This is a genomic window from Streptomyces sp. NBC_00029, from assembly GCF_045160505.1.
Taxonomy (GTDB): Bacteria; Actinomycetota; Actinomycetes; order Streptomycetales; family Streptomycetaceae; genus Streptomyces.
In genome coordinates, this window is sequence record NZ_CP108292.1 from 4,619,743 (window position 1) to 4,638,390 (window position 18,648).

Below are 18,648 nucleotides of genomic sequence, written 5' to 3' on the forward strand. Positions count from 1 at the left end.
GTGGGCCCCCTCATCTCTTGCGATGATCTGCTGGTGACGCCCTCGCCGCAGCCCCCCACCGAGCCCACAGAGACCCAAGGCCACAACGGCCACGAGCACGCGAGTCCCGGGGAGTTCACCGGGCACCCGTCAGTGCCCTCCGCCGGTCGCTCCGACGCGCGTTCCCCGGAGCATTCCCACGGGCACGGGCACGGGCACAGCCACAGCCACGGGCCGGCCGCCCCCGTCTCGAAGCACCTGCGCAAGGTCATCGCCGCCGTACTGATCCCCTTCGCCGCCGCCGTCTTCATCGGCATGGCAGTGCTCTGGCCCGGCGGCGCCCCCGGCCACGAGCGCACGGGGGTAGGCTTCGACCGGCAGACCCAGCAGGGCGTGGTCACCTCGCTCGAACAGGTCGACTGCAAATCCGTGAACGCCTCCCAGGTGCCGACGACCGCGGCTCCCTCCACCCCCGAGGGCCGGCAGGCGCAGGCCGAGCAGACCGGCGAGTGCAAGAAGGCCACCGTCGAGGTCACCAGCGGCCCGGACAAGGGCCGCACCTTCGTGGAGATCGTCCAGCCGGGCGCGCCGCGGCAGTTGGAGGACGGCCAGGAGGTGGTGGTGGCGTACGCACCGGACGCCCCGCGCGACCTCCAGTACTCGGTGATCGACGTGAACCGCAAGCTCCCCATGGCGCTGCTGGCCGGCATCTTCGCGCTGGCGGTCGTCGTCGTCGGGCGGATGCGCGGGCTGTTCGCGCTGATCGCGCTGGCGGTCAGCTTCGGCGTGCTGACCCTCTTCATCCTCCCGGCCATCCTGCAGGGTTCGAACCCGCTGGTCGTCGCGGTGATCGGGGCGAGCGCGATCATGCTGATCGCGCTCTACATGTGCCACGGGCTGACGGCCCGCACGTCGGTCGCCGTGCTCGGCACGCTCGTCTCGCTGCTGCTGATCGGGCTGCTGGGCTCGGGCTTCATCGACTGGGCGTTCCTCAGTGGCAACACCGATGACAACACCGGGCTGATCCACGGGCTGTACCCGGACATCGACATGAGCGGTTTGCTGCTCGCAGGCGTGATCATCGGATCGCTGGGCGTCCTCGACGACGTGACGGTGACCCAGACCTCCGCGGTGTGGGAACTGCGCCAGGCGGACCCCTCGATGGGGCCACGAGCCCTCTACCGAGCGGCCATCAGGATCGGCCGCGATCACATCGCGTCGGTGGTCAACACCCTGGTGCTGGCTTACGCGGGTGCCGCACTGCCCCTGCTCCTGCTGTTCTCGATCGCGAACAGCAGCATGGGTTCGGTGGCCAACAGCGAGCTGGTGGCGGAGGAGATCGTACGGACCCTCGTGGGCTCGATCGGCCTGGTGGCCTCGGTCCCCGTGACAACGGCACTGGCCGCACTGGTGGTTTCCGCCGACCGACCGGGATCCCCGGCCGGCGGCCCGGCCGTCAGTCCGGCCGCCGGGCCGGTCCGCGGCCGGGGCCGGCGACGCAAGCGCTGAAGGGAGTGCGGTCGGTCAGCCGGCGTTCTGCTCGTTCTGCTGCGATTCGGCGAGGATCTTGCCGAGGGCCTCGTCGAGGTTCTCCTCGAAGTCGCCCAGGTTGCGCTCCTGTCCGAGCGGAACGATCCGGTCGGTGCGGTCGAGGAACGCGACGAGCGGCGCCGCGCTGGCCCGGAACAGGGCACGGTCGCCCCCGACCTGGAGCCTGATGTGGACGTCGGACAGATCCTCGGGGTGGGTGGGGGCGATGTGCACATCGCCGTCACCGCATGGCTTGTTGATGCCGTCGAGGAGGAGTTCCCGGCCGAACGCCCAGGTCACGGGCGCATCTCCGGGAAGGTGAAAGGTCAGGCGGACTGCGTAGGGGTCGCGTGCGTCGTACCGGAGTTCCACCGGAATCCGGAACGAGAGCTCCTCGGAAACGAGGAAGCTCATCATGACCTCTGCCTGTACCGACTCGCGCATTGACTACCCCGCTGTAGTTGAAGTGGCCAGGAATGATCCCCCAGGACCCACTTGACAAGAGTGGTGGAAGCGGTAGCAGATCACAAGGAGTGAGTTTTCAGATACTGATAGAGAACGAGAGGGTGCTCAACAGCGCGCCTACTTCACTCCGTAGTCGATTGACTACATAGAGCAATCGATCTTCCTGGTGCAGGGGTAGAGAAATAGCCATCGTTGCGGCCGCATCACCGGCCGTAATGGGGATGGCGGCACAGACGGTGCCAAGGGCATATTCCTGGCGTTCGATCACAGGCTGCATTCGCCCGAGGGCCCCGATCCGGTTTTCCAGGGACCGCAGATCCCGGACGGTATAAGGGGTGATGGCCCCGACCGGATGACGGTCGTAGTACTCCTTGCGCGTCTTCTCGTCGAGCTGTCCGAGCAGGCACTGCCCGATGGCGTGCGCATGACCCGTCTCACGGAAGTCGGCCCACTCCTCGCAGGCCGGACTGGCCGGAGTGTCCGAGACACCCACGACCTCGATCTCACCCTCGCGGTAGACCGCGAAGTAGACGGGGGCACCGACCGTGTCGCGGAAGTGCGCGAGCGAGTCGAGGATCATGCTGCGACGTTTCTGCTGGAGTCCCCCGGCCGCGAGCCGCTCCGCGGCCTCGCCCAGTACGAAGACTCCGCTCACTCTGCGCAGATAGCCCTCGTGCGTCAGGGTGCGCAGCAGGTGGTACGCGGTGGGAAGCGGGAGCCCGGCCTCGCGGGCCAGCTGTTTCGCCGGAGCTCCCCCGCTATGGGACCCCGCCGCTTCGAGCAGCCTCAACGCGCGCTGCACCGAACCGATCAGAGTCGGCACACCGGCATTGTGAACCGGAGACAAAGCTCACCCCCAGGCGTGGCGGCGGGTCTTTGGGCAAGCCCGCCCTGCGGGGGCCGCCCCCGCGCGCGCCGTGGCTCCTGGGGGTCGTACTCGGCGGCTCGTTTGGATCGCCGCTGGTCAGGGCGGCAGGTCGGAGCGGCGGTACCGGCTTTCGGTGCCCAGGGAACGGCACAGATTGCCACTCTATCCACCGATTCCGGGGAGGTGAGCCGTTTAGCGGGTCATGTTCCCTCACCTGGCGCAATCCCGGACCCGCCCGGGCCTGCCCGGTTCGGACCCGACCGGACCGACCGGACCGACCGGTCCGGCCCAGACCCGCCCGCTCCTGCCCACCTCTCGTCTACCAATCGGTGGAGGAGGACTTCGAACCGCCGCCGCTGAACTTCTTCACGACGAAGATCAGGCCGCCGACGAGGCCGACGAAGAGCAGCAGCTTGAAGACGAACCCGATCAGCGCGCCCAGGATGCTGGTGATCACACCACCGAAGACGAAGAGCGCCAGCAGCGGCACCGCGACCCACTTAACCCACCAGGGCATGCCTGCGAATATCTGTCGGATGCCGTCCATGTCCTCGACCTCTTCCTCGTCCGTGACTTCCTGCTCCCGATGCTAGGAGTCCACGGCCGCCGATCGGGGCCCGCGAGCCCCCCAAGTCCCCTGATCCGTCCCTTAGGGGGATCAGGGCCGCGACCCTCATCCGCCGCGGCCCTCATCCGCCGCGCCGCTCAGCCCTCCGGCGGCGAGAAGACCACCATCACCTTCAGGTCCTCGGTGATGTGGTGGAACTTGTGCGGGACCCCCGCCGGCACGTAGACGACGCTGCCGCGCGCCACGGTCGTCGTCTCCTCCCCGACCGTGATCGAGGCCCGCCCGCTGACGACGAAGTACACCTCGTCCTGCCGGTGCGGGAGCTGAGGATCGATCTGTCCGGCGTCGAGCGCATACAGCCCGACCGACATGTTCCGCTCGCGCAGGAACTGCAGATAGGCGCCGTCATTCGCGGCCCGCTCAGCTTCGAGCTCGTCAAGCCGGAAGGCTTTCATCGTGGTTGCGCCCCTTGTGCTCGATCGTTCCGTCGCATCCGCTGATCTGCGGATGTCCCACCGGGATCTTCTCTGCCACGATCAGACACATGACGAATTTCGTAGTCAAGACGCTCGCCAATGCGGCGGCCCTGGCGGTCGCCGTCCTGCTTCCGGGTATCACCCTTGACGACGGCAGCAGCCTGGGCCGCCGCACGCTCACCCTGATCCTGGTCGCGCTGGTCTTCGGCCTGGTCAACTTGCTCGTCAAGCCGGTGGTGAAGCTGCTCTCGCTGCCGCTTTTCATTCTCACCCTCGGCCTGTTCACCCTCGTCGTGAATGCCTTGATGCTGCTGCTGACCTCCTGGCTGGCCACACAGCTCGATCTCAGTTTCCACGTCAACAACTTCTGGACCGCGCTCATCGGCGGCCTGATCATCTCCGTCGTCTCCTGGGCCGTGAACATGCTCCTGCCCGACAAGAACTGAACGGGCCGGCCATGTACCGCGTCTGCTTCGTCTGCACGGGCAACATCTGCCGCTCCCCGATGGCCGAGGCCGTCTTCCGCTCCCACGTGACGGCTGCCGGGCTCGACGCGCTGGTCGAGGTGGACAGCGCCGGGACGGGCGGCTGGCATGAGGGGGACGGCGCCGACCCGCGCACCATCGCCGTCCTGGAGGCGGCCGGCTACGAACAGGACCACCGCGCCCGCCGGTTCCGCTCCTCCTGGTTCGCCCGCGTGGACCTCGTCATCGCGCTCGACGCCGGGCACCTGCGGGACCTCCGGGCACTCGCACCCACTCCGCAGGACGCCGCCAGGATCCGGCTGCTGCGGTCCTACGATCCGGCCGCCACGGCCGAACAGACCGACGTACCGGATCCCTACTACGGGCCGCTCGACGGGTTCGAGGAGTGCCTGGAGCTGGTCGAGGCGGCGAGCCCCGGCCTGCTGGAAGCCGTACGCGAAGCCATCAAGGAGCGCACCACGTGAACGAGTACGCCCCCCGGGGGACCGGACCTGCCGACCTCGCCCCGGCCGCCCAGGCCCCGTTCGGTGACGGCACCCGGGCCGTCCGGGCCGGACTGCCGGATCCCGTCAAGAACGAGCCGCCCCTTCCCGGACCGGTCTTCGCCGCCCACTTCCACCTCCCGGGCGACGTCGAGGGCCCGTACGCGTACGGCCGGGACACCAACCCCACCTGGACCCTGCTGGAGCGGGCCATCGGGGAACTGGAGGCCCCCGGCGAGGACGTGCACACCATCGTCTTCGCCTCCGGCATGGCGGCAGTTTCCGCCGTCCTGCTCTCCCACGCGCACACGGGCGACACCGTGGTCCTGCCCGACGACGGCTACCAGGCGCTGCCCCTGCTACGGGAGCAGCTGGAGGCGTACGGCATCCACGTGCGCACCGCGCCGACCGGCCACGACGCCCAGCTCGCGGCCCTGGACGGCGCCCGGCTGCTGTGGATCGAGACCCCGTCCAATCCCGGGCTCGACGTGTGCGACGTACGCCGCCTCGTGGACGCGGCGCACGCCGGCGGGACCCTGGTGGCCGTCGACAACACCCTGGCCACCCCGCTCGGGCAGCGGCCCCTGGAACTGGGCGCGGACTTCTCGGTGGCGAGCGGCACCAAGGGCCTGACCGGCCACGGGGACGTCCTGCTCGGATACGTCGTCTGCCGCGACCCGGAGCTCGCCGCCCGCGTCCGCCGTTGGCGCAAGATCGTCGGCGCGATCCCGGGCCCCATGGAGGCCTGGCTCGCCCACCGCTCCCTCGCCACGATCCAGTTGCGCGCGCAGCGCCAGTGGGCCAACGCACTGGCCGTGGCCGAGGCGCTGACGCACCGGACCGACGTGCGCGGCCTGCGCTACCCGGGTCTGGCCACGGACCCCTCCCACAAGACGGCCGCCCTGCAGATGCGGGGCTTCGGGTCGGTGGTCGCCTTCACCCTGCCCGACCGCGCTCACGCGGAGCGGTTCATGGCCGCGCTGCACCTGGTGGAGGACGCCACGAGTTTCGGCGGCGTACGGTCCACCGCCGAGCGGCGCGGACGGTGGGGCGGCGACGCCGTGCCGGAGGGGTTCATCCGCTTCTCCGCCGGGGCCGAGGACACCGAGGACCTGGTCGCGGACGTGCTGCGCGCCCTCGACCACGCGGGTGCCGAGCGCTGAACCGGGGCGGCTTTCCCCCGTGGGCAAGCGGTCCGAGCCTCCCCCCTGGTGGCTCGGACCGCCCCGGGTTCCGCTCGCGAAGAACCACGCGACAAGGCTAATTGACCCTGCGTCAGAGTCCAATCACGGTAACGACAGGGACCTATCTGCATATTTATAGTTGAAGGCCCCCACCGAGAGGTGCCGCGATGGACCTGACCCTGCTGCGCACCTTCGTCGCCGTCCACCGGGCCGGCTCGTTCACGCGCGCCGCCACCCTCCTCGGACTCTCCCAGCCCGCCGTGACCTCGCAGATCCGCACGCTGGAGCGCCAGTTGGGGCGCCCTCTCTTCCACCGCCGGGCGCGTGGCGTCACGCCCACCGCCGTCGGCGACGAGCTGGCCCACAAGGCCGCCCCGCACCTCGACGCGCTGCTGCGGATCACGGAGACCGAGCGGGAGGCCGCCGGGGCGTTACGCACCCTCCACGTCGCCGGGCCCCCCGAGTTCCTGTGCCTGCGGGTGCTCCCCGCCCTCTCGCTCCTCGTCGGCCAGGGGCACACGCTGCGCGCCGCCCCGCAGGCCGATGCCGGGGCGACCCTCGACGGGCTCGCCGCGGGCCACCACGACCTCGTCGTCACCACGGCCCATCCCCGGGGCGGGCTCTTCAGGGCCACCGCCCTGTGCGACGAGGAGCACGTCCTGGTCGCCGCGCCCTACTGGGCCGCCCTCGTCGACCGGGACCGGCTGCGCGAGGAGGGGCCCGCCGCGCTGGACGGCATCCCGCTCGTCGAGGTCCACGAGAGCCTGCCGCTCGTCACCCGCTACTGGGCCGCCGTCTTCGACGCCCTGCCCGATGCCAGGTCCCTGGCGGCCACCGTGGTCGTGCCCGACCTGCGGGCCGTACTGGAATGCGTCCGGGCCGGCGCCGGGCTCGCCGTCCTGCCCCGCTACCTGTGCCAGGACGCCCTCGACAGCGGCCGGATCGTGGCTCTGGCGGAGCCCGCCGTGCCGCCGCTGCGCACCTGGTTCCTGGTCGTACGGACCGGGAGCCTGGCCCTCGCCCACCTCGCGAGGGCGCACGACCGGCTGCTGGATGCCGCCGTGCACTGGTGAGCCCGCCCCTTTTCCGGCCCGTGGCGCGTTTCAGAAGCGGAGTGGCGGGCCACTCTTCTCCCATGACCGAACGTCCCGTGGTCAAACGCACCGCCCGCGCGATCCTGCTCGACGGTGACGACCTGATCCTCATCAAACGCACCAAGCCCGGCGTCGATCCGTACTGGCTCACCCCCGGCGGGGGAGTGGAGCCCTCGGACACCACTGTCGTCGACGCCCTTCACCGGGAGGTCCACGAAGAACTCGGCGCGAAGATCACCGATGTGGTGCCCTGCTTCGTCGATACCGTCGAGCACATCGCCGACGGAGGGGTGACGGGCGTGAAGGTGCAGCACTTCTTCGTCTGCCGCCTCGAATCGATGGACCCGAGCCTGCGGCACGGCCCCGAAATCGATGAGCCCGAGGGCGAGTACGAAATCGTCCGCGTGCCCTTCAGCCGGGTGGGCATCGCCGCCGTCCATCTCGTCCCGCTGTCCCTACGGCATTACCTCGACGGCAACATCGAGGGTGTGCGTGCCATGCACGCTCCCGACCTGGGCTGAAGCCCGGCTGAGACCGGCGGGCTGCCCGTCCGGTCTCAGCCGGCGATGCCCGCCAGCTCCTCCACCGCGTCGTGCCGGATCCGCTCACCGGGGATACCGATCCGAAGGAGCTCGTCCACCCCGTTGCGGATCATCGCGGGCGGCCCGGAGATGAAGGCGTCGTACGAGCGCCAGGGCCCGTGCTCGCCCACCGCGTGCGGCAGCTGCCCGGCGAGCCCGTCGCCGACCACCGGGCGCACCGACAGCCACGGGTGCGAGCGCTGGAGCCCCAGCAGCGTGTCCTTGTCGTACAGGTCGCTGTCGCTGCGGGCCCCGAAGAAGACCTCCACCGGACGCCGCTCACCGTGCTCGGCCACGTCCTCGATCAGCGCCTTGATGGGGGCGATACCGGTGCCCCCGCCCAGGCAGAGCATGCCGTTGTCCGTGGTGTGGTCCACCACCATCGACCCGGCCGGCGGTCCCAGGCGCAGTACGTCCCCCGGGCGGGCGTGGCGCACCAGCGCGTTGGAGACCCATCCCGCGGGGACCGCCTTGACGTGGAAGGACAGCAGTCCGTCGGCGCGCGGCGCCGAGGCGAAGGAGTAGTGCCGCCACACCCTCGGCCACCACGGGGTCTCCAGGCTCGCGTACTGGCCGGCCAGGAAGGCGTAGGGCTGGTCGGGGCGGACCGTCAGCACCGCGATGTCCGGGGTGCGCAGATCGTGGGAGACGACCTCCGCGTGCCACCACGCCGGGGCCTTCACCTCGTCCTCGGCCGCCGCGTCGATCATGACCTGGGAGATTGCGGTGTACGCCCGGACCCAGGCGGCCTGTGTCTCCGGCCCCCAGCTGTTCTCCGCGTACCGGGCCAGTGCGCCGACGAGGGCCTCGCCGACCGCCGGGTAGTGACCGGCCATGGTTCCGTACTTGCGGTGCCCCGTGCCCAGTCGGCGCAGGTAGGGAACGAGGACGGCGGGGTTGTCGATGTGTTCGGCTGCGGTCAGGAGCGCCTTCAGCAGCCGGTCGCGCTGTGTGTCCATGGCTGCGGGGAACATGCCGCGCACTTCAGGGTGTCCGGAGAACACCAGGGCGTAGAAGTACGAGGTCACCCGGTCGGCGACGGGAGCGATCTCCGTGAGTGTCCGGCGGATGAGCACGGCATCCGGTGAGGGCTCGATCGCGCCGCCCTCGCCGGATATCCGGGCCGGTTCGCGTCTGGCCGATCTGGTGGGCGGAGCGTCCATGCGGTGCCTCGCTTCGAGCATCTCGGTCGGTCTGCACACGCCACGGCCTGTGAATCCGTGGTTCCGGGTTTCACAGCGTGCCAGCCGACTCAGAGGCCTGCGGGGAAACGCGGAAAATCCGCGTTTCGAACCCACTTTCCTCCTAAGATGCGTCAACTCCCGGGCGCGTCAGCCCTACAAGCTGGTATGCCTCGCGCAGATCCCGACCTTCGTAGACATGCGTCGCCCGCTCCGCGAGAAAGGGCCGTGCATTGACCGCGACCGAAACCGGCACGGCTTCGAAGAGCATGACGTCGGTCCCCGAATCCCCGTAGGCGACGCAGTCGCTCCGGCTCACACCGAACTCCGCGCACAGTCGGTCCGCCACTCTGACCTTGCCCTCGGGTGTCAGGATCCCCGCCTCCTCCACGGGCCGGGTGAACGGCACCTCCGGGAAGACCGACCCGTGCGCGGCATGCGCGCCCCACTCCAGCAGCATCTCCACGAAGAAGGACGGCGACAGGGAGATCACCGCGCAGTAGTCCCCGCGTTCCCGGATCTCGCGCCACACGTCCTGGATTCCCGTGAGCCAGGGAGCTCCGTCGAACGCGGCCCGGACATGCGCGGGCGTCAGATCGGCCCACAGGGCATGGGCGGCGACCGAGAACTGGTGCGGCCCCATCATCTGTGCGCCGAAGGCCCGCTCCAGCTCGGCGATCTCGGCGCTCAGCCCGAGCTGACGGGAGATCTCCACGGGCGCCGCCGAGCCGTACATCAGCGTCCCGTCGAGGTCGAAGAGGTGCAGGAGAGTCATAGCCACCGAGGCTAGTGGTTCGGTTTCACGTGAAACACCGTGTTTCACGTGAAACACGGTCCGGGCAGTCCGTATGGAGTTCCCCGGGGCGGTCCGTGGAGTTCCCCGATGTTTCACGTGAAACATCCACCTGAACATCCACCCTCAAATCCTCTGGACGACTCCCGGTCCATGATCCAGTCTGGGCCGGTGACACCACCACACATCACCGATCTACCGATCCGGGCGCTGACCGTGGACGATCTCCACCGCTGCGCCGACCTGTCCGAAGATCGCGGATGGCTCCGCGAGGACCACAAGTGGCGTCTGCTCCTCACCGCGGGAGGCGGCTACGGCGTCGATGCCCCGGACGGCCGGGGGCTCGCGGCCTCCTGCGTCGTCACCCGGTACGGCAGTACCCACGCCGGGCCCGAGCTCGCCGCCATCGGGATGGTCCTCGTGGCCGACCGCTTCGCCCGCCAGGGCCTGGGACGCCGACTGATGAGCCACGTCTGCAACGACGTGCTCAAGGGAGTCCCCCTCACCCTGCACGCCACTCCCTACGGGCGCCCCCTCTACGAGGAACTGGGCTTCGAGACCACCGGCCGTGCCGAGATGCTGACGGGCGTCTTCCGGCCCGAGGGTGCCCCCGACACGTACGGCACCGCCCGGGTCCGGCCGGCCAACGCCGAAGACCTCCCCCGCATCCTGCGTCTGGACGCGGAGGTCTTCGGCACCGACCGCACGCACATGATCACCCGGCTGCCCGCCTTCGCCGACCGGCTGATCGTCGCCGAGGACCCCACCGCGGACGGCGCCCTCACCGGCTACGCCGCGGCCTGGCCCAATCTCGACACGCAGGTCATCGGCCCGCTGATCGCCCACGACACCGCGACCGCCCAGTCGCTGATCACCGCGCTCGCCATGGGCACCGACCGGGCACTGCGCACCGATGTCGATGTACGCCACGAGGACCTCCTCGCCTGGCTCAAGGACCGGGGCCTCGCCTCCGTGGCCTTCAACGCCGTCATGACCCGAGACATCCCCGGCCTGCCCGGTGACTGGACCCGCCGGTGGGCGCCGCTCACCGTGGCCGCGGGCTGAGAGAGGAGATCACCGCCGTGACCGACACTCCCGAGCTGACGATCCGGCCCGCCACCGAGGCCGATCTGCCCGCCATCGTCGCCATGCTCGCCGACGACCCGCTCGGCGCCACCCGTGAGTCCCCGGACGACCTCACCCCGTACCGCGCGGCCCTGAAGCGCCTCACCGACGACCCCAACCAGCACCTGGTCGTCGCCGTCCGCGCCGGCCGGGTCGTGGGCACCCTGCAGCTGACCATCGTCCCGGGACTCTCCCGCAAGGGGGCCACCCGTTCCATCATCGAGGGCGTCCGCGTGCACGCGGACGAGCGCGGCAACGGCCTGGGCACCCGGTTCGTCGAATGGGCCGTCGAGAAGTCCCGCGCCGAGAACTGCACGCTGGTGCAGCTCACTTCGGACGCGAGTCGCACCGATGCCCACCGCTTCTACGAACGGCTCGGGTTCACCGCCTCGCACGTGGGGTTCAAGCTCCAGCTCTGACCCGCCGTTCCGGCAGGCCGGGCCGCCGCGTGGGCGGCCCGGCCTACGATCGGGAGGATGAGCCTTCCCCTCGTCACCACCGCCGAGCGACGCCACCGGCTCGGCCGCCGCCACCGCCTGGCTCCCTCGGCCCGCGCCGCCACGGTCGCGGAGGCGGCGGACTCCGTCGTCGCCCTGCACGCCACCGACGCCGCGACCGTCTACCTCTCGGCCCGCGCCCGGCTCACCGAAGGCGGCACGGACGCGATCGAGCGGGCGCTCTACGAGGACGTGAGCCTGGTGCGGCTGCTCAGCATGCGCAACACACTCTTCGCGGTCTCCACCGGACTCGCCCCCTACGTCGATGCCTCCACGGCCCGCGCGATCGCCGCGAAGGAACGCCGCACCCTCCTCAAGCACCTCGACGAGGACGGTCAGGGACTCGACGCCCAGTGGCTGGCCCGGACCGAGGCCGCCGCACTGGACGCCCTCGACGCCCACGGCCCCTCCACCGGCAGCCAGCTGTCCGCGGCCGTACCCGCGCTGCGCCAGAAGATCACCATCAGCCGTGGCAAGAAGTACGAGACCGAGCAGGGGGTCACCACCCGGGTCATCCGGCTGCTCGCCGCCGACGGCCGGATCCGCCGTGACCGACCCCGCGGCTCGTGGACCTCCAGCCAGTACCGCTGGGTCCACACCGAGCCCTGGCCCGCCGTACCCGCCGCCGAGGCCCGCGTCGAAATCGCCCGCCGATGGCTGCGCTCGTACGGCCCCGCCACCGAGGCCGACCTCAAGTGGTGGACCGGCTGGACCCTCACGGAGGTCCGCAAGGCGCTCGCCGCCGTGGGCCCCGACCAGGTCCGTCTGGAGGACGGCAGCGCCGCTCTGGTCAGCCCCGGGGACACCGGGACCGAACCGGCGCCGGAGCCGTGGGCGGCGCTGCTGCCCGCCCTCGACCCCACCGGGATGGGCTGGGCCGACCGCGGCTTCCACCTCGACCCCGCCCACAGGAGCGCCCTGTTCGACTACGCCGGCAACATCGGGCCCACCGTCTGGTGGAACGGCGAGATCGTCGGCGGCTGGGCGCAGCGCTCCGGCGGCGAGATCGTCTGGCGGCTGCTGGGCAGCCCCGGGCGGGCCGCCGAGCAGGCGATCACCGCCGAGGCCGCCCGCCTCGCCGCATGGGTGGGCGACGCCCGGATCACCCCGCGCTTCCGCACCCCGCTGGAGCGTGAACTCGTCGCCTGAACGGGCCGGCCGGCCGGACCGGCCCCGGGCCGTCAGCCGATGCCGCGCCAGCCCTGCGGGTCGACCCCGCCGGGCACCGGGGCATCGGCGTCGTACGGCTCCCTCGTGAACACGAAGGACGCCAGGTCGAGGTGGCTCACCGAGCCGTCCTCACGGCGCACCGCCCGCAGGGTCTCACCGGCGTAGTAGCCGGTGAGACCGGTCCAGCTGCCGTCCGGCTCGGCCCGGAAACGGGCCGTGCGCCCGCTCGCGCCGACCGGTGCCAGTTCCAGCAGCCCGTCCGCGGTGAGGCGCACCACGTGGGCCGAGGTCCCCCAGTACCAGGGGCCGCACAGCTCCAGCGGCACGTGGTCCGACTCCAGGAACGGCCGCCACGGCCGCGGGAAGCGCGGCTCGGCATCCGCCACGATCCCGACCAGGTCCACGGCCACCGTCGAGGCCGGCAGTCCCGAGGTGCAGTTCGCCAGCACCACCGCCGCCACGTCGTCCGCCTCGCTCAGCCACAGCCCCGCGACGAACCCCGGCAGCGACCCGCTGTGCCCCGCGAGCCTCCGCGGGCCGACGGCCGTCAGCTGCATGCCCAGCCCGTAGCCGAGGTCGCCGAGACCGGGCTCCGGGGGCGCGGCCGCCGTACGCATCTCCCGTACGGACTCGGCGTCAAGGACACGGGCGTCGCCGCGCAGCAGGAAGTCGGCGAAGCGGGCGAGGTCCCGCGTCGTGGACCACAGCCGGCCGGCCGCGGCCATCAGCCCGAGGTCCTCCAGCGGCTCGGGCATCATCAGGTCCGCCCAGGGATGCACCGCCCAGCCACCCGCGTGCGGGGCCTGCGGCTGTCCGCTGGTGCGCTCCAGTCCCAGGGGTTCCAGCACCTCGGCCCGCAGCACGTCCTCCCAGGGCTTTCCGCGGACCGCCTCGATCAGCGAACCCAGCAGGGTGTAGCCGGGGTTGGAGTAGTGGTGCCTCGTTCCCGGCGTGTGCTTGAACGGCTTCTCTCCCAATACGTCGGCGAGTTCGGGCCGTTGTCCGCCGGGGGTGCGCTCCCACCACTCGCCGGGTGTCTCCGCAGCCAACCCTCCCGTGTGGGACAGCAGTTGAGCGATGGTCACCTGTCCGGCGCCGGTCCCCGGCAGGTGCTTCTCGAGCGGGTCGGTGAGCGAGAGCAGTCCCTCGTCCCGCAGTCGCATCACGAGGACCGCGGTGAACGTCTTGGTGATCGACCCGATCCGGTACTGGACGTCGCCGTCCGGTCCGTGCCCCTCGACCGAGGTCCTGGATCCCTCCCAGACCACCTCGCCGCCGCGCAGGACGGCCGCGACCACCGACGGCGCCCGCCCTTCGCTCTGTGCGACGGCGATCCGGTGCCTCAGCGCGCGCCGCGTGGCAGGGAGCAGTTCCAGGTCCTCCGCAAACTCATCCATGATCGGATGCTACGTGTTGGCCATGTCCACGAAGCGTGAATAGTGGCCCTGGAAGGCGACGGTGATGGTGGCCGTGGGGCCGTTACGGTGCTTGGCCACGATCAGGTCCGCCTCACCGGCACGGGGGGACTCCTTCTCGTACGCGTCCTCGCGGTGCAGCAGGATCACCATGTCCGCGTCCTGCTCGATCGAGCCGGATTCACGGAGGTCGGAGACCATCGGCTTCTTGTCGGTGCGCTGCTCCGGACCACGGTTCAGCTGGGAGAGCGCGATCACGGGGACCTCCAGCTCCTTCGCCAGCAGCTTGAGGTTTCGGGACATGTCCGAGACTTCCTGCTGACGGCTCTCGGGACGGCGCGATCCGCCCGACTGCATCAGCTGGAGGTAGTCGATGACCACGAGCGAGAGGTCGTTGCGCTGCTTGAGCCGGCGGCACTTGGCCCGGATCTCCATCATCGACAGGTTGGGGGAGTCGTCGATGTAGAGCGGGGCGGCGGAGACGTCCGGCATCCGGCGGGCCAGCCGGGTCCAGTCGTCGTCCGTCATCGTGCCCGAGCGCATGTGGTGGAGCGCCACCCGGGCCTCCGCCGAGAGCAGGCGCATGGCGATCTCGTTGCGTCCCATTTCGAGGGAGAAGATCACGCTCGGCAGGTTGCTCTTGATGGAGCAGGCCCGGGCGAAGTCCAGTGCGAGGGTGGACTTACCCATGGCGGGTCGGGCGGCGATGACGATCATCTGGCCCGGGTGCAGGCCGTTGGTCAGCGAGTCGAGGTCGGTGAAACCGGTGGGAACGCCGGACATCTGGCCGCTGCGGGAGCCGATCGCCTCGATCTCGTCGAGGGCGCCTTCCATGATGTCGCCGAGCGGCAGGTAGTCCTCGGAGGTCCGCTGCTCGGTGACGGCGTAGATCTCGGCCTGGGCGCTGTTGACGATCTCGTCGACGTCGCCGTCGGCCGCGTAGCCCATCTGCGTGATCTTCGTACCGGCGGCGACGAGACGGCGCAGGACGGCCCGCTCGTGGACGATCTCCGCGTAGTACTCGGCGTTCGCCGCGGTGGGCACGGACTGGACCAGGGTGTGCAGGTACGAGGCCCCGCCCACCTTGCTGATCTCGCCGCGCCGGGTCAGCTCTGCGCCGACGGTGATCGGGTCGGCCGGCTCGCCCTTGGCGTACAGGTCGAGGATGGCCTGGTAGATCGTCTCGTGGGAGGGCCGGTAGAAGTCGTGGCCCTTGAGGACCTCGACGACGTCCGCGATGGCGTCCTTCGAGAGCAGCATGCCGCCGAGCACCGACTGCTCGGCGTCGAGGTCCTGCGGAGGAACGCGCTCGAAGCCGCCGCCACCGCCGGAGTCCCAGGAGCCGCCCTCGCGGCCCCGGTCGTGCTGTTCGTCCCCGCGGCCACGGCCTTCGCTGTTACGGCGCGGACGGGCGGGCAGACGGTCTCCCGGACCACTGTCGGCCCAGGGGTCGTCCATGGGCTCGGGCATGTTCACCGGGCCGCCTCCTCCCGTCCGCTGCGCGGACCTCGCCGTGTCACTCTTTCTACGACACGGCTCTGACATTTGGGGCACCCGAATCCGCCGTCGGCGAGTCGGGCAACGAACCACGGTAGGCCCGCGAGCGGCGTCAGCCAATCTTGTTATCCACAGGCTGTGTGGATGACATGTGGATGACGGCACCAATGCTGTGGGTAACTCCCCGGAAGCTGTGTACGGACCGGGGGACGACGCTGTGGACAAAATCACCCGCGCCACCCCGTTACCGCATCTGACCTGCACTTTTCTCCTCCGGGGCCAGCGGTGGAGAAAATTCTTGGCCACTGTCTCAAGATCGCCTCCAACGAGGTGCGGGGAACGCCCAAGTCAGCGCGCCAGTAAGGATCCAAAGGTAGTTGCATCCATTACCTGTGGAAGATTAGATTGAGCGCATGACACAGGCCATCACAGCACCCGAGGCGGGGCCGCGACGGCACGACCGGGAGATCTTCGCACTCGCCGTCCCCGCCTTCGGCGCACTCGTCGCGGAGCCCCTCTTCGTGATGGCCGACAGTGCCATCGTGGGGCACCTCGGCACCCCCCAGCTGGCCGGTCTCGGCATCGCCGCAGCGGTGCTCACCACCGCTGTGAGCGTGTTCGTCTTCCTCGCCTACGCCACCACCGCGGCCGTCGCGCGCCGCGTCGGCGCGGGAGACCTCCAGGCGGCCATCCGGCAGGGGATGGACGGCATCTGGCTCGCCCTCCTGCTGGGCGCGGCCGTCATCGCCGTCGTACTGCCCACGGCCCCCTCGCTGATCTCGCTCCTCGGGGCGTCCGACACCGTCGCCCCGTACGCGATCACCTACCTGCGGATCTCCGCCCTCGGCATCCCGGCCATGCTCATGGTCCTGGCGGCCACCGGGGTCATCCGCGGCCTCCAGGACACCCGTACACCGCTCTACGTCGCCATCGGAGGGTTCGCCCTCAACGGAGCCCTGAACGTCGCCCTCGTCTACGGTGCGGGCCTCGGCATCGCCGGCTCCGCCTGGGGCACGGTCATCGCCCAGTGCGCCATGGCCGCCGCGTACCTCTTCGTGGTCGTACGCGGAGCCCGGCGGCACGGCGCCTCCCTGCGCCCCGACACCGCGGGAATCCGGGCCTGCGCCCAGGCGGGCGCTCCCCTGCTGGTCCGCACCCTGTCACTGCGCGCCATCCTGATGATCGCGACCGCCGTGGCCGCCCGGCTGGGCGACGCCGATGTCGCCGCCCATCAGATCGTGCTCGCCCTGTGGAGCCTGCTCGCCTTCGCGCTGGACGCCATCGCGATCGCCGGGCAGGCGATCATCGGGCGCTACCTGGGCGCAGGAGACACCGAGGGCGCCAAGGCCGTCTGCCGCCGCATGGTGCAGTGGGGAATCGCCTCGGGCGTCGTCCTCGGCCTGCTGGTGGTCCTGGCCCGCCCGGTCTTCATTCCACTGTTCACCAGTGACCCGGCCGTCGAGGCGGCGTTGCTGCCGGCCCTGCTGGTCGTGGCCCTCTCCCAGCCCGTCTCCGGCATCGTCTTCGTGCTCGACGGGGTCCTGATGGGTGCCGGCGACGGCCCCTACCTGGCCCGGGCCATGCTGGTGACGCTCGCCGTGTTCACCCCGGCCGCGCTGCTCGTGCCGGTCGTGGGCGGCGGCCTGACGGCCCTCTGGTGGACCATGACACTGATGATGGTGGTCCGGATGGTCACCCTCCGGCTGCGCGCCCGCTCGGGCCGGTGGCTGATCGCGGGAGCCAGCCGCTAGGAGCGTCCCTTCCGAGCCCCGCCGGCTCCGGAAGCAGACGGTGTTTCACGTGAAACACCGTCTCCCCGCACCCGGATGTTTCACGTGAAACAGCGCCCGGCAACGACGAAGGGCCGCACCCCGATGGGGTGCGGCCCTTCGCGTACGCAGCCCTTAGGCGGCGACGACCTCGACGCCCACGTTCGCGGCCACGTCAGCGTGCAGACGCACGGAGACCTGGTACGAACCGAGGGTCTTGATCGGGGAGCCGAGCTCGACGCGGCGCTTGTCGACCTTCGGGCCGCCCGAGGACTCGATCGCCGTGGCGATGTCGGCCGGGGTCACGGAACCGAAGAGACGACCGGCGTCACCCGCGCGGGTGGCCAGACGGACCTTCACACCCTCGAGCTTGGCCTTGACCTCGTTGGCCTGCTCGATGGTCGCGATCTCGTGGATCTTGCGGGCGCGGCGGATCTGCGCCACGTCCTTCTCGCCGCCCTTGGTCCAGCGGATCGCGAAACCACGCGGGACCAGGTAGTTGCGAGCGTAGCCGTCCTTGACGTCGACGACATCGCCGGCGGCACCGAGGCCAGTAACCTCGTGGGTCAGGATGATCTTCATTAGTCGGTCACCCTTTCCTTATCGCGCGGTGGACGTGTAGGGCAGCAGCGCCATCTCACGGCTGTTCTTGACGGCCGTGGCGACGTCACGCTGGTGCTGCGTGCAGTTGCCGGTAACGCGGCGGGCACGGATCTTGCCGCGGTCGGAAATGAACTTCCGCAGCATGTTCGTGTCCTTGTAGTCCACGTACGCGGTCTTGTCCTTGCAGAATGCGCAGACCTTCTTCTTAGGCTTGCGCACAGGCGGCTTCGCCATTGTGTCTCTCCTGTGTGATCAAGAAGTGGGGATACGAGCTGCCCTAGAAGGGAGGCTCGTCCGAGTAGCCACCGCCGGAGCCGCCGGAGCCGCCGGAGCTTCCGCCCCAACCGCCCCCGCCGCCGCCCTGCTGCTGGCCACCGGCCGGCGCGCTGGACGCCCACGGGTCGTCGGAGGGAGCTCCGCCGCCCGGCTGCTGCTGGCCACCGGGGGCTCCGCCCCAGTTGCCACCGCCGCCGCCCTGCTGCTGACCGCCGCCGCCGTATCCACCCTGGCCACCGCGACCGGTGGTCTTGGCGACCTTGGCCGTGGCGTTCTTCAGGCTGGGGCCGACTTCCTCGACGTCCAGCTCGTAGACCGTGCGCTTGACACCCTCACGGTCCTCGTACGACCGCTGCCTCAGCCGGCCCTGCACGATGACGCGCATGCCCCGCTGGAGGGACTCGGCGACGTTCTCAGCCGCCTGCCGCCACACCGAGCAGGTCAGGAACAGGCTCTCGCCGTCCTTCCACTCATTGGTCTGACGGTCGAAGGTGCGGGGGGTGGACGCGACACGGAACTTCGCGACCGCCGCACCCGAGGGGGTGAAGCGCAGCTCGGGGTCGTCGACGAGATTGCCGACGACCGTGATGACGGTCTCGCCTGCCATGGA

Annotated in this window: 21 protein-coding genes; 10 read left to right on the forward strand and 11 right to left on the reverse strand. The window is 70.3% G+C overall.

Annotated features, from left to right (window positions below; genetic code table 11):
* On the forward strand, window positions 1-1,488 hold the full coding sequence (locus tag OG753_RS21670) for a YibE/F family protein (protein WP_327263347.1): 1,488 nt from the start codon (window positions 1-3) through the stop codon (window positions 1,486-1,488).
* A 15-nt stretch (window positions 1,489-1,503) separates the two neighbouring features.
* Here the strand turns inward: OG753_RS21670 and OG753_RS21675 are convergent, their stop codons facing one another.
* The 4 genes from OG753_RS21675 to OG753_RS21690 form a co-directional block, all read right to left on the reverse strand.
* On the reverse strand, window positions 1,504-1,953 hold the full coding sequence (locus OG753_RS21675; RefSeq protein ID WP_030008369.1) for an SsgA family sporulation/cell division regulator: 450 nt from the start codon (window positions 1,951-1,953) through the stop codon (window positions 1,504-1,506).
* Between the two features lie 97 nt (window positions 1,954-2,050).
* Window positions 2,051-2,797: a helix-turn-helix domain-containing protein gene (locus tag OG753_RS21680; RefSeq protein ID WP_327263348.1), complete on the reverse strand. Its 747-nt coding sequence runs from the start codon at window positions 2,795-2,797 to the stop codon at window positions 2,051-2,053.
* Window positions 2,798-3,161: 364 nt separating this feature from the next.
* Window positions 3,162-3,380 (reverse strand): DUF5326 family protein, encoded by a 219-nt coding sequence (locus OG753_RS21685; protein WP_327266859.1) that lies wholly within the window; start codon window positions 3,378-3,380, stop codon window positions 3,162-3,164.
* A 167-nt stretch (window positions 3,381-3,547) separates the two neighbouring features.
* Window positions 3,548-3,865 carry a cupin domain-containing protein gene (locus OG753_RS21690; protein WP_327263349.1) on the reverse strand — a complete coding sequence of 106 codons (318 nt, stop codon included), beginning with the start codon at window positions 3,863-3,865 and terminating at the stop codon, window positions 3,548-3,550.
* An 89-nt stretch (window positions 3,866-3,954) separates the two neighbouring features.
* On the opposite strand from OG753_RS21690, the gene OG753_RS21695 reads away from it, so the two are divergent.
* From OG753_RS21695 to OG753_RS21715, 5 genes are all read left to right on the forward strand, one after another.
* A complete protein-coding gene (locus OG753_RS21695; protein ID WP_327263350.1) occupies window positions 3,955-4,332 on the forward strand; it encodes a phage holin family protein in 378 nt (125 codons plus the stop codon).
* Window positions 4,333-4,343: 11 nt separating this feature from the next.
* Window positions 4,344-4,835 (forward strand): low molecular weight protein-tyrosine-phosphatase, encoded by a 492-nt coding sequence (locus tag OG753_RS21700; protein WP_327263351.1) that lies wholly within the window; start codon window positions 4,344-4,346, stop codon window positions 4,833-4,835.
* Window positions 4,832-6,016 carry a cystathionine gamma-lyase gene (locus OG753_RS21705; RefSeq protein WP_405789731.1) on the forward strand — a complete coding sequence of 395 codons (1,185 nt, stop codon included), beginning with the start codon at window positions 4,832-4,834 and terminating at the stop codon, window positions 6,014-6,016. Before OG753_RS21700 ends, OG753_RS21705 begins: the two co-directional genes overlap by 4 nt.
* Before the next feature lie 188 nt (window positions 6,017-6,204).
* Window positions 6,205-7,110 (forward strand): LysR family transcriptional regulator, encoded by a 906-nt coding sequence (locus tag OG753_RS21710; RefSeq protein WP_401685545.1) that lies wholly within the window; start codon window positions 6,205-6,207, stop codon window positions 7,108-7,110.
* Between the two features lie 62 nt (window positions 7,111-7,172).
* Window positions 7,173-7,652 (forward strand): NUDIX hydrolase, encoded by a 480-nt coding sequence (locus OG753_RS21715; RefSeq protein WP_327263354.1) that lies wholly within the window; start codon window positions 7,173-7,175, stop codon window positions 7,650-7,652.
* A gap of 35 nt (window positions 7,653-7,687) precedes the next feature.
* Here OG753_RS21715 and OG753_RS21720 read toward each other — a convergent pair whose 3' ends face one another.
* Window positions 7,688-8,896: a globin domain-containing protein gene (locus OG753_RS21720; protein ID WP_327263355.1), complete on the reverse strand. Its 1,209-nt coding sequence runs from the start codon at window positions 8,894-8,896 to the stop codon at window positions 7,688-7,690.
* A 121-nt stretch (window positions 8,897-9,017) separates the two neighbouring features.
* Complete coding sequence (locus OG753_RS21725) at window positions 9,018-9,668, reverse strand: HAD-IB family phosphatase (protein WP_327263356.1); 651 nt, start codon at window positions 9,666-9,668, stop codon at window positions 9,018-9,020.
* A 189-nt stretch (window positions 9,669-9,857) separates the two neighbouring features.
* Between OG753_RS21725 and OG753_RS21730 the strand changes: the two genes are divergently transcribed.
* The 3 genes from OG753_RS21730 to OG753_RS21740 are packed head-to-tail and all read left to right on the forward strand — an operon-like array spanning window position 9,858 to window position 12,457.
* Window positions 9,858-10,751 carry a GNAT family N-acetyltransferase gene (locus OG753_RS21730; RefSeq protein ID WP_327263357.1) on the forward strand — a complete coding sequence of 298 codons (894 nt, stop codon included), beginning with the start codon at window positions 9,858-9,860 and terminating at the stop codon, window positions 10,749-10,751.
* A 17-nt stretch (window positions 10,752-10,768) separates the two neighbouring features.
* Complete coding sequence (locus OG753_RS21735; protein WP_383203489.1) at window positions 10,769-11,230, forward strand: GNAT family N-acetyltransferase; 462 nt, start codon at window positions 10,769-10,771, stop codon at window positions 11,228-11,230.
* 57 nt (window positions 11,231-11,287) lie between these two features.
* Complete coding sequence (locus tag OG753_RS21740; protein WP_327263359.1) at window positions 11,288-12,457, forward strand: winged helix DNA-binding domain-containing protein; 1,170 nt, start codon at window positions 11,288-11,290, stop codon at window positions 12,455-12,457.
* Between the two features lie 32 nt (window positions 12,458-12,489).
* Here OG753_RS21740 and OG753_RS21745 read toward each other — a convergent pair whose 3' ends face one another.
* Both OG753_RS21745 and dnaB read right to left on the reverse strand, forming a co-directional pair.
* On the reverse strand, window positions 12,490-13,875 hold the full coding sequence (locus tag OG753_RS21745) for a serine hydrolase domain-containing protein (RefSeq protein ID WP_405789736.1): 1,386 nt from the start codon (window positions 13,873-13,875) through the stop codon (window positions 12,490-12,492).
* 9 nt (window positions 13,876-13,884) lie between these two features.
* Complete coding sequence (gene dnaB, locus OG753_RS21750) at window positions 13,885-15,351, reverse strand: replicative DNA helicase (protein ID WP_030713894.1); 1,467 nt, start codon at window positions 15,349-15,351, stop codon at window positions 13,885-13,887.
* Window positions 15,352-15,803: 452 nt separating this feature from the next.
* On the opposite strand from dnaB, the gene OG753_RS21755 reads away from it, so the two are divergent.
* Complete coding sequence (locus OG753_RS21755) at window positions 15,804-17,141, forward strand: MATE family efflux transporter (protein WP_405789738.1); 1,338 nt, start codon at window positions 15,804-15,806, stop codon at window positions 17,139-17,141.
* 153 nt (window positions 17,142-17,294) lie between these two features.
* On the opposite strand, the gene rplI is transcribed toward OG753_RS21755, so the two are convergent.
* Genes rplI through OG753_RS21770 form a run of 3 tightly spaced genes read right to left on the reverse strand, consistent with a single transcriptional unit; the run spans window position 17,295 to window position 18,645 of the window.
* The gene (rplI, locus tag OG753_RS21760; protein WP_327263362.1) at window positions 17,295-17,741 is read right to left on the reverse strand and encodes a 50S ribosomal protein L9; all 447 of its coding nucleotides are present in this window, start codon (window positions 17,739-17,741) and stop codon (window positions 17,295-17,297) included.
* A gap of 18 nt (window positions 17,742-17,759) precedes the next feature.
* Window positions 17,760-17,996: a 30S ribosomal protein S18 gene (gene rpsR / locus OG753_RS21765; protein ID WP_005315025.1), complete on the reverse strand. Its 237-nt coding sequence runs from the start codon at window positions 17,994-17,996 to the stop codon at window positions 17,760-17,762.
* 43 nt (window positions 17,997-18,039) lie between these two features.
* Window positions 18,040-18,645, reverse strand: coding sequence for a single-stranded DNA-binding protein (locus tag OG753_RS21770; protein WP_327263363.1), 606 nt, complete (start codon window positions 18,643-18,645; stop codon window positions 18,040-18,042).
* Between the last annotated feature and the right edge of the window lie 3 nt (window positions 18,646-18,648).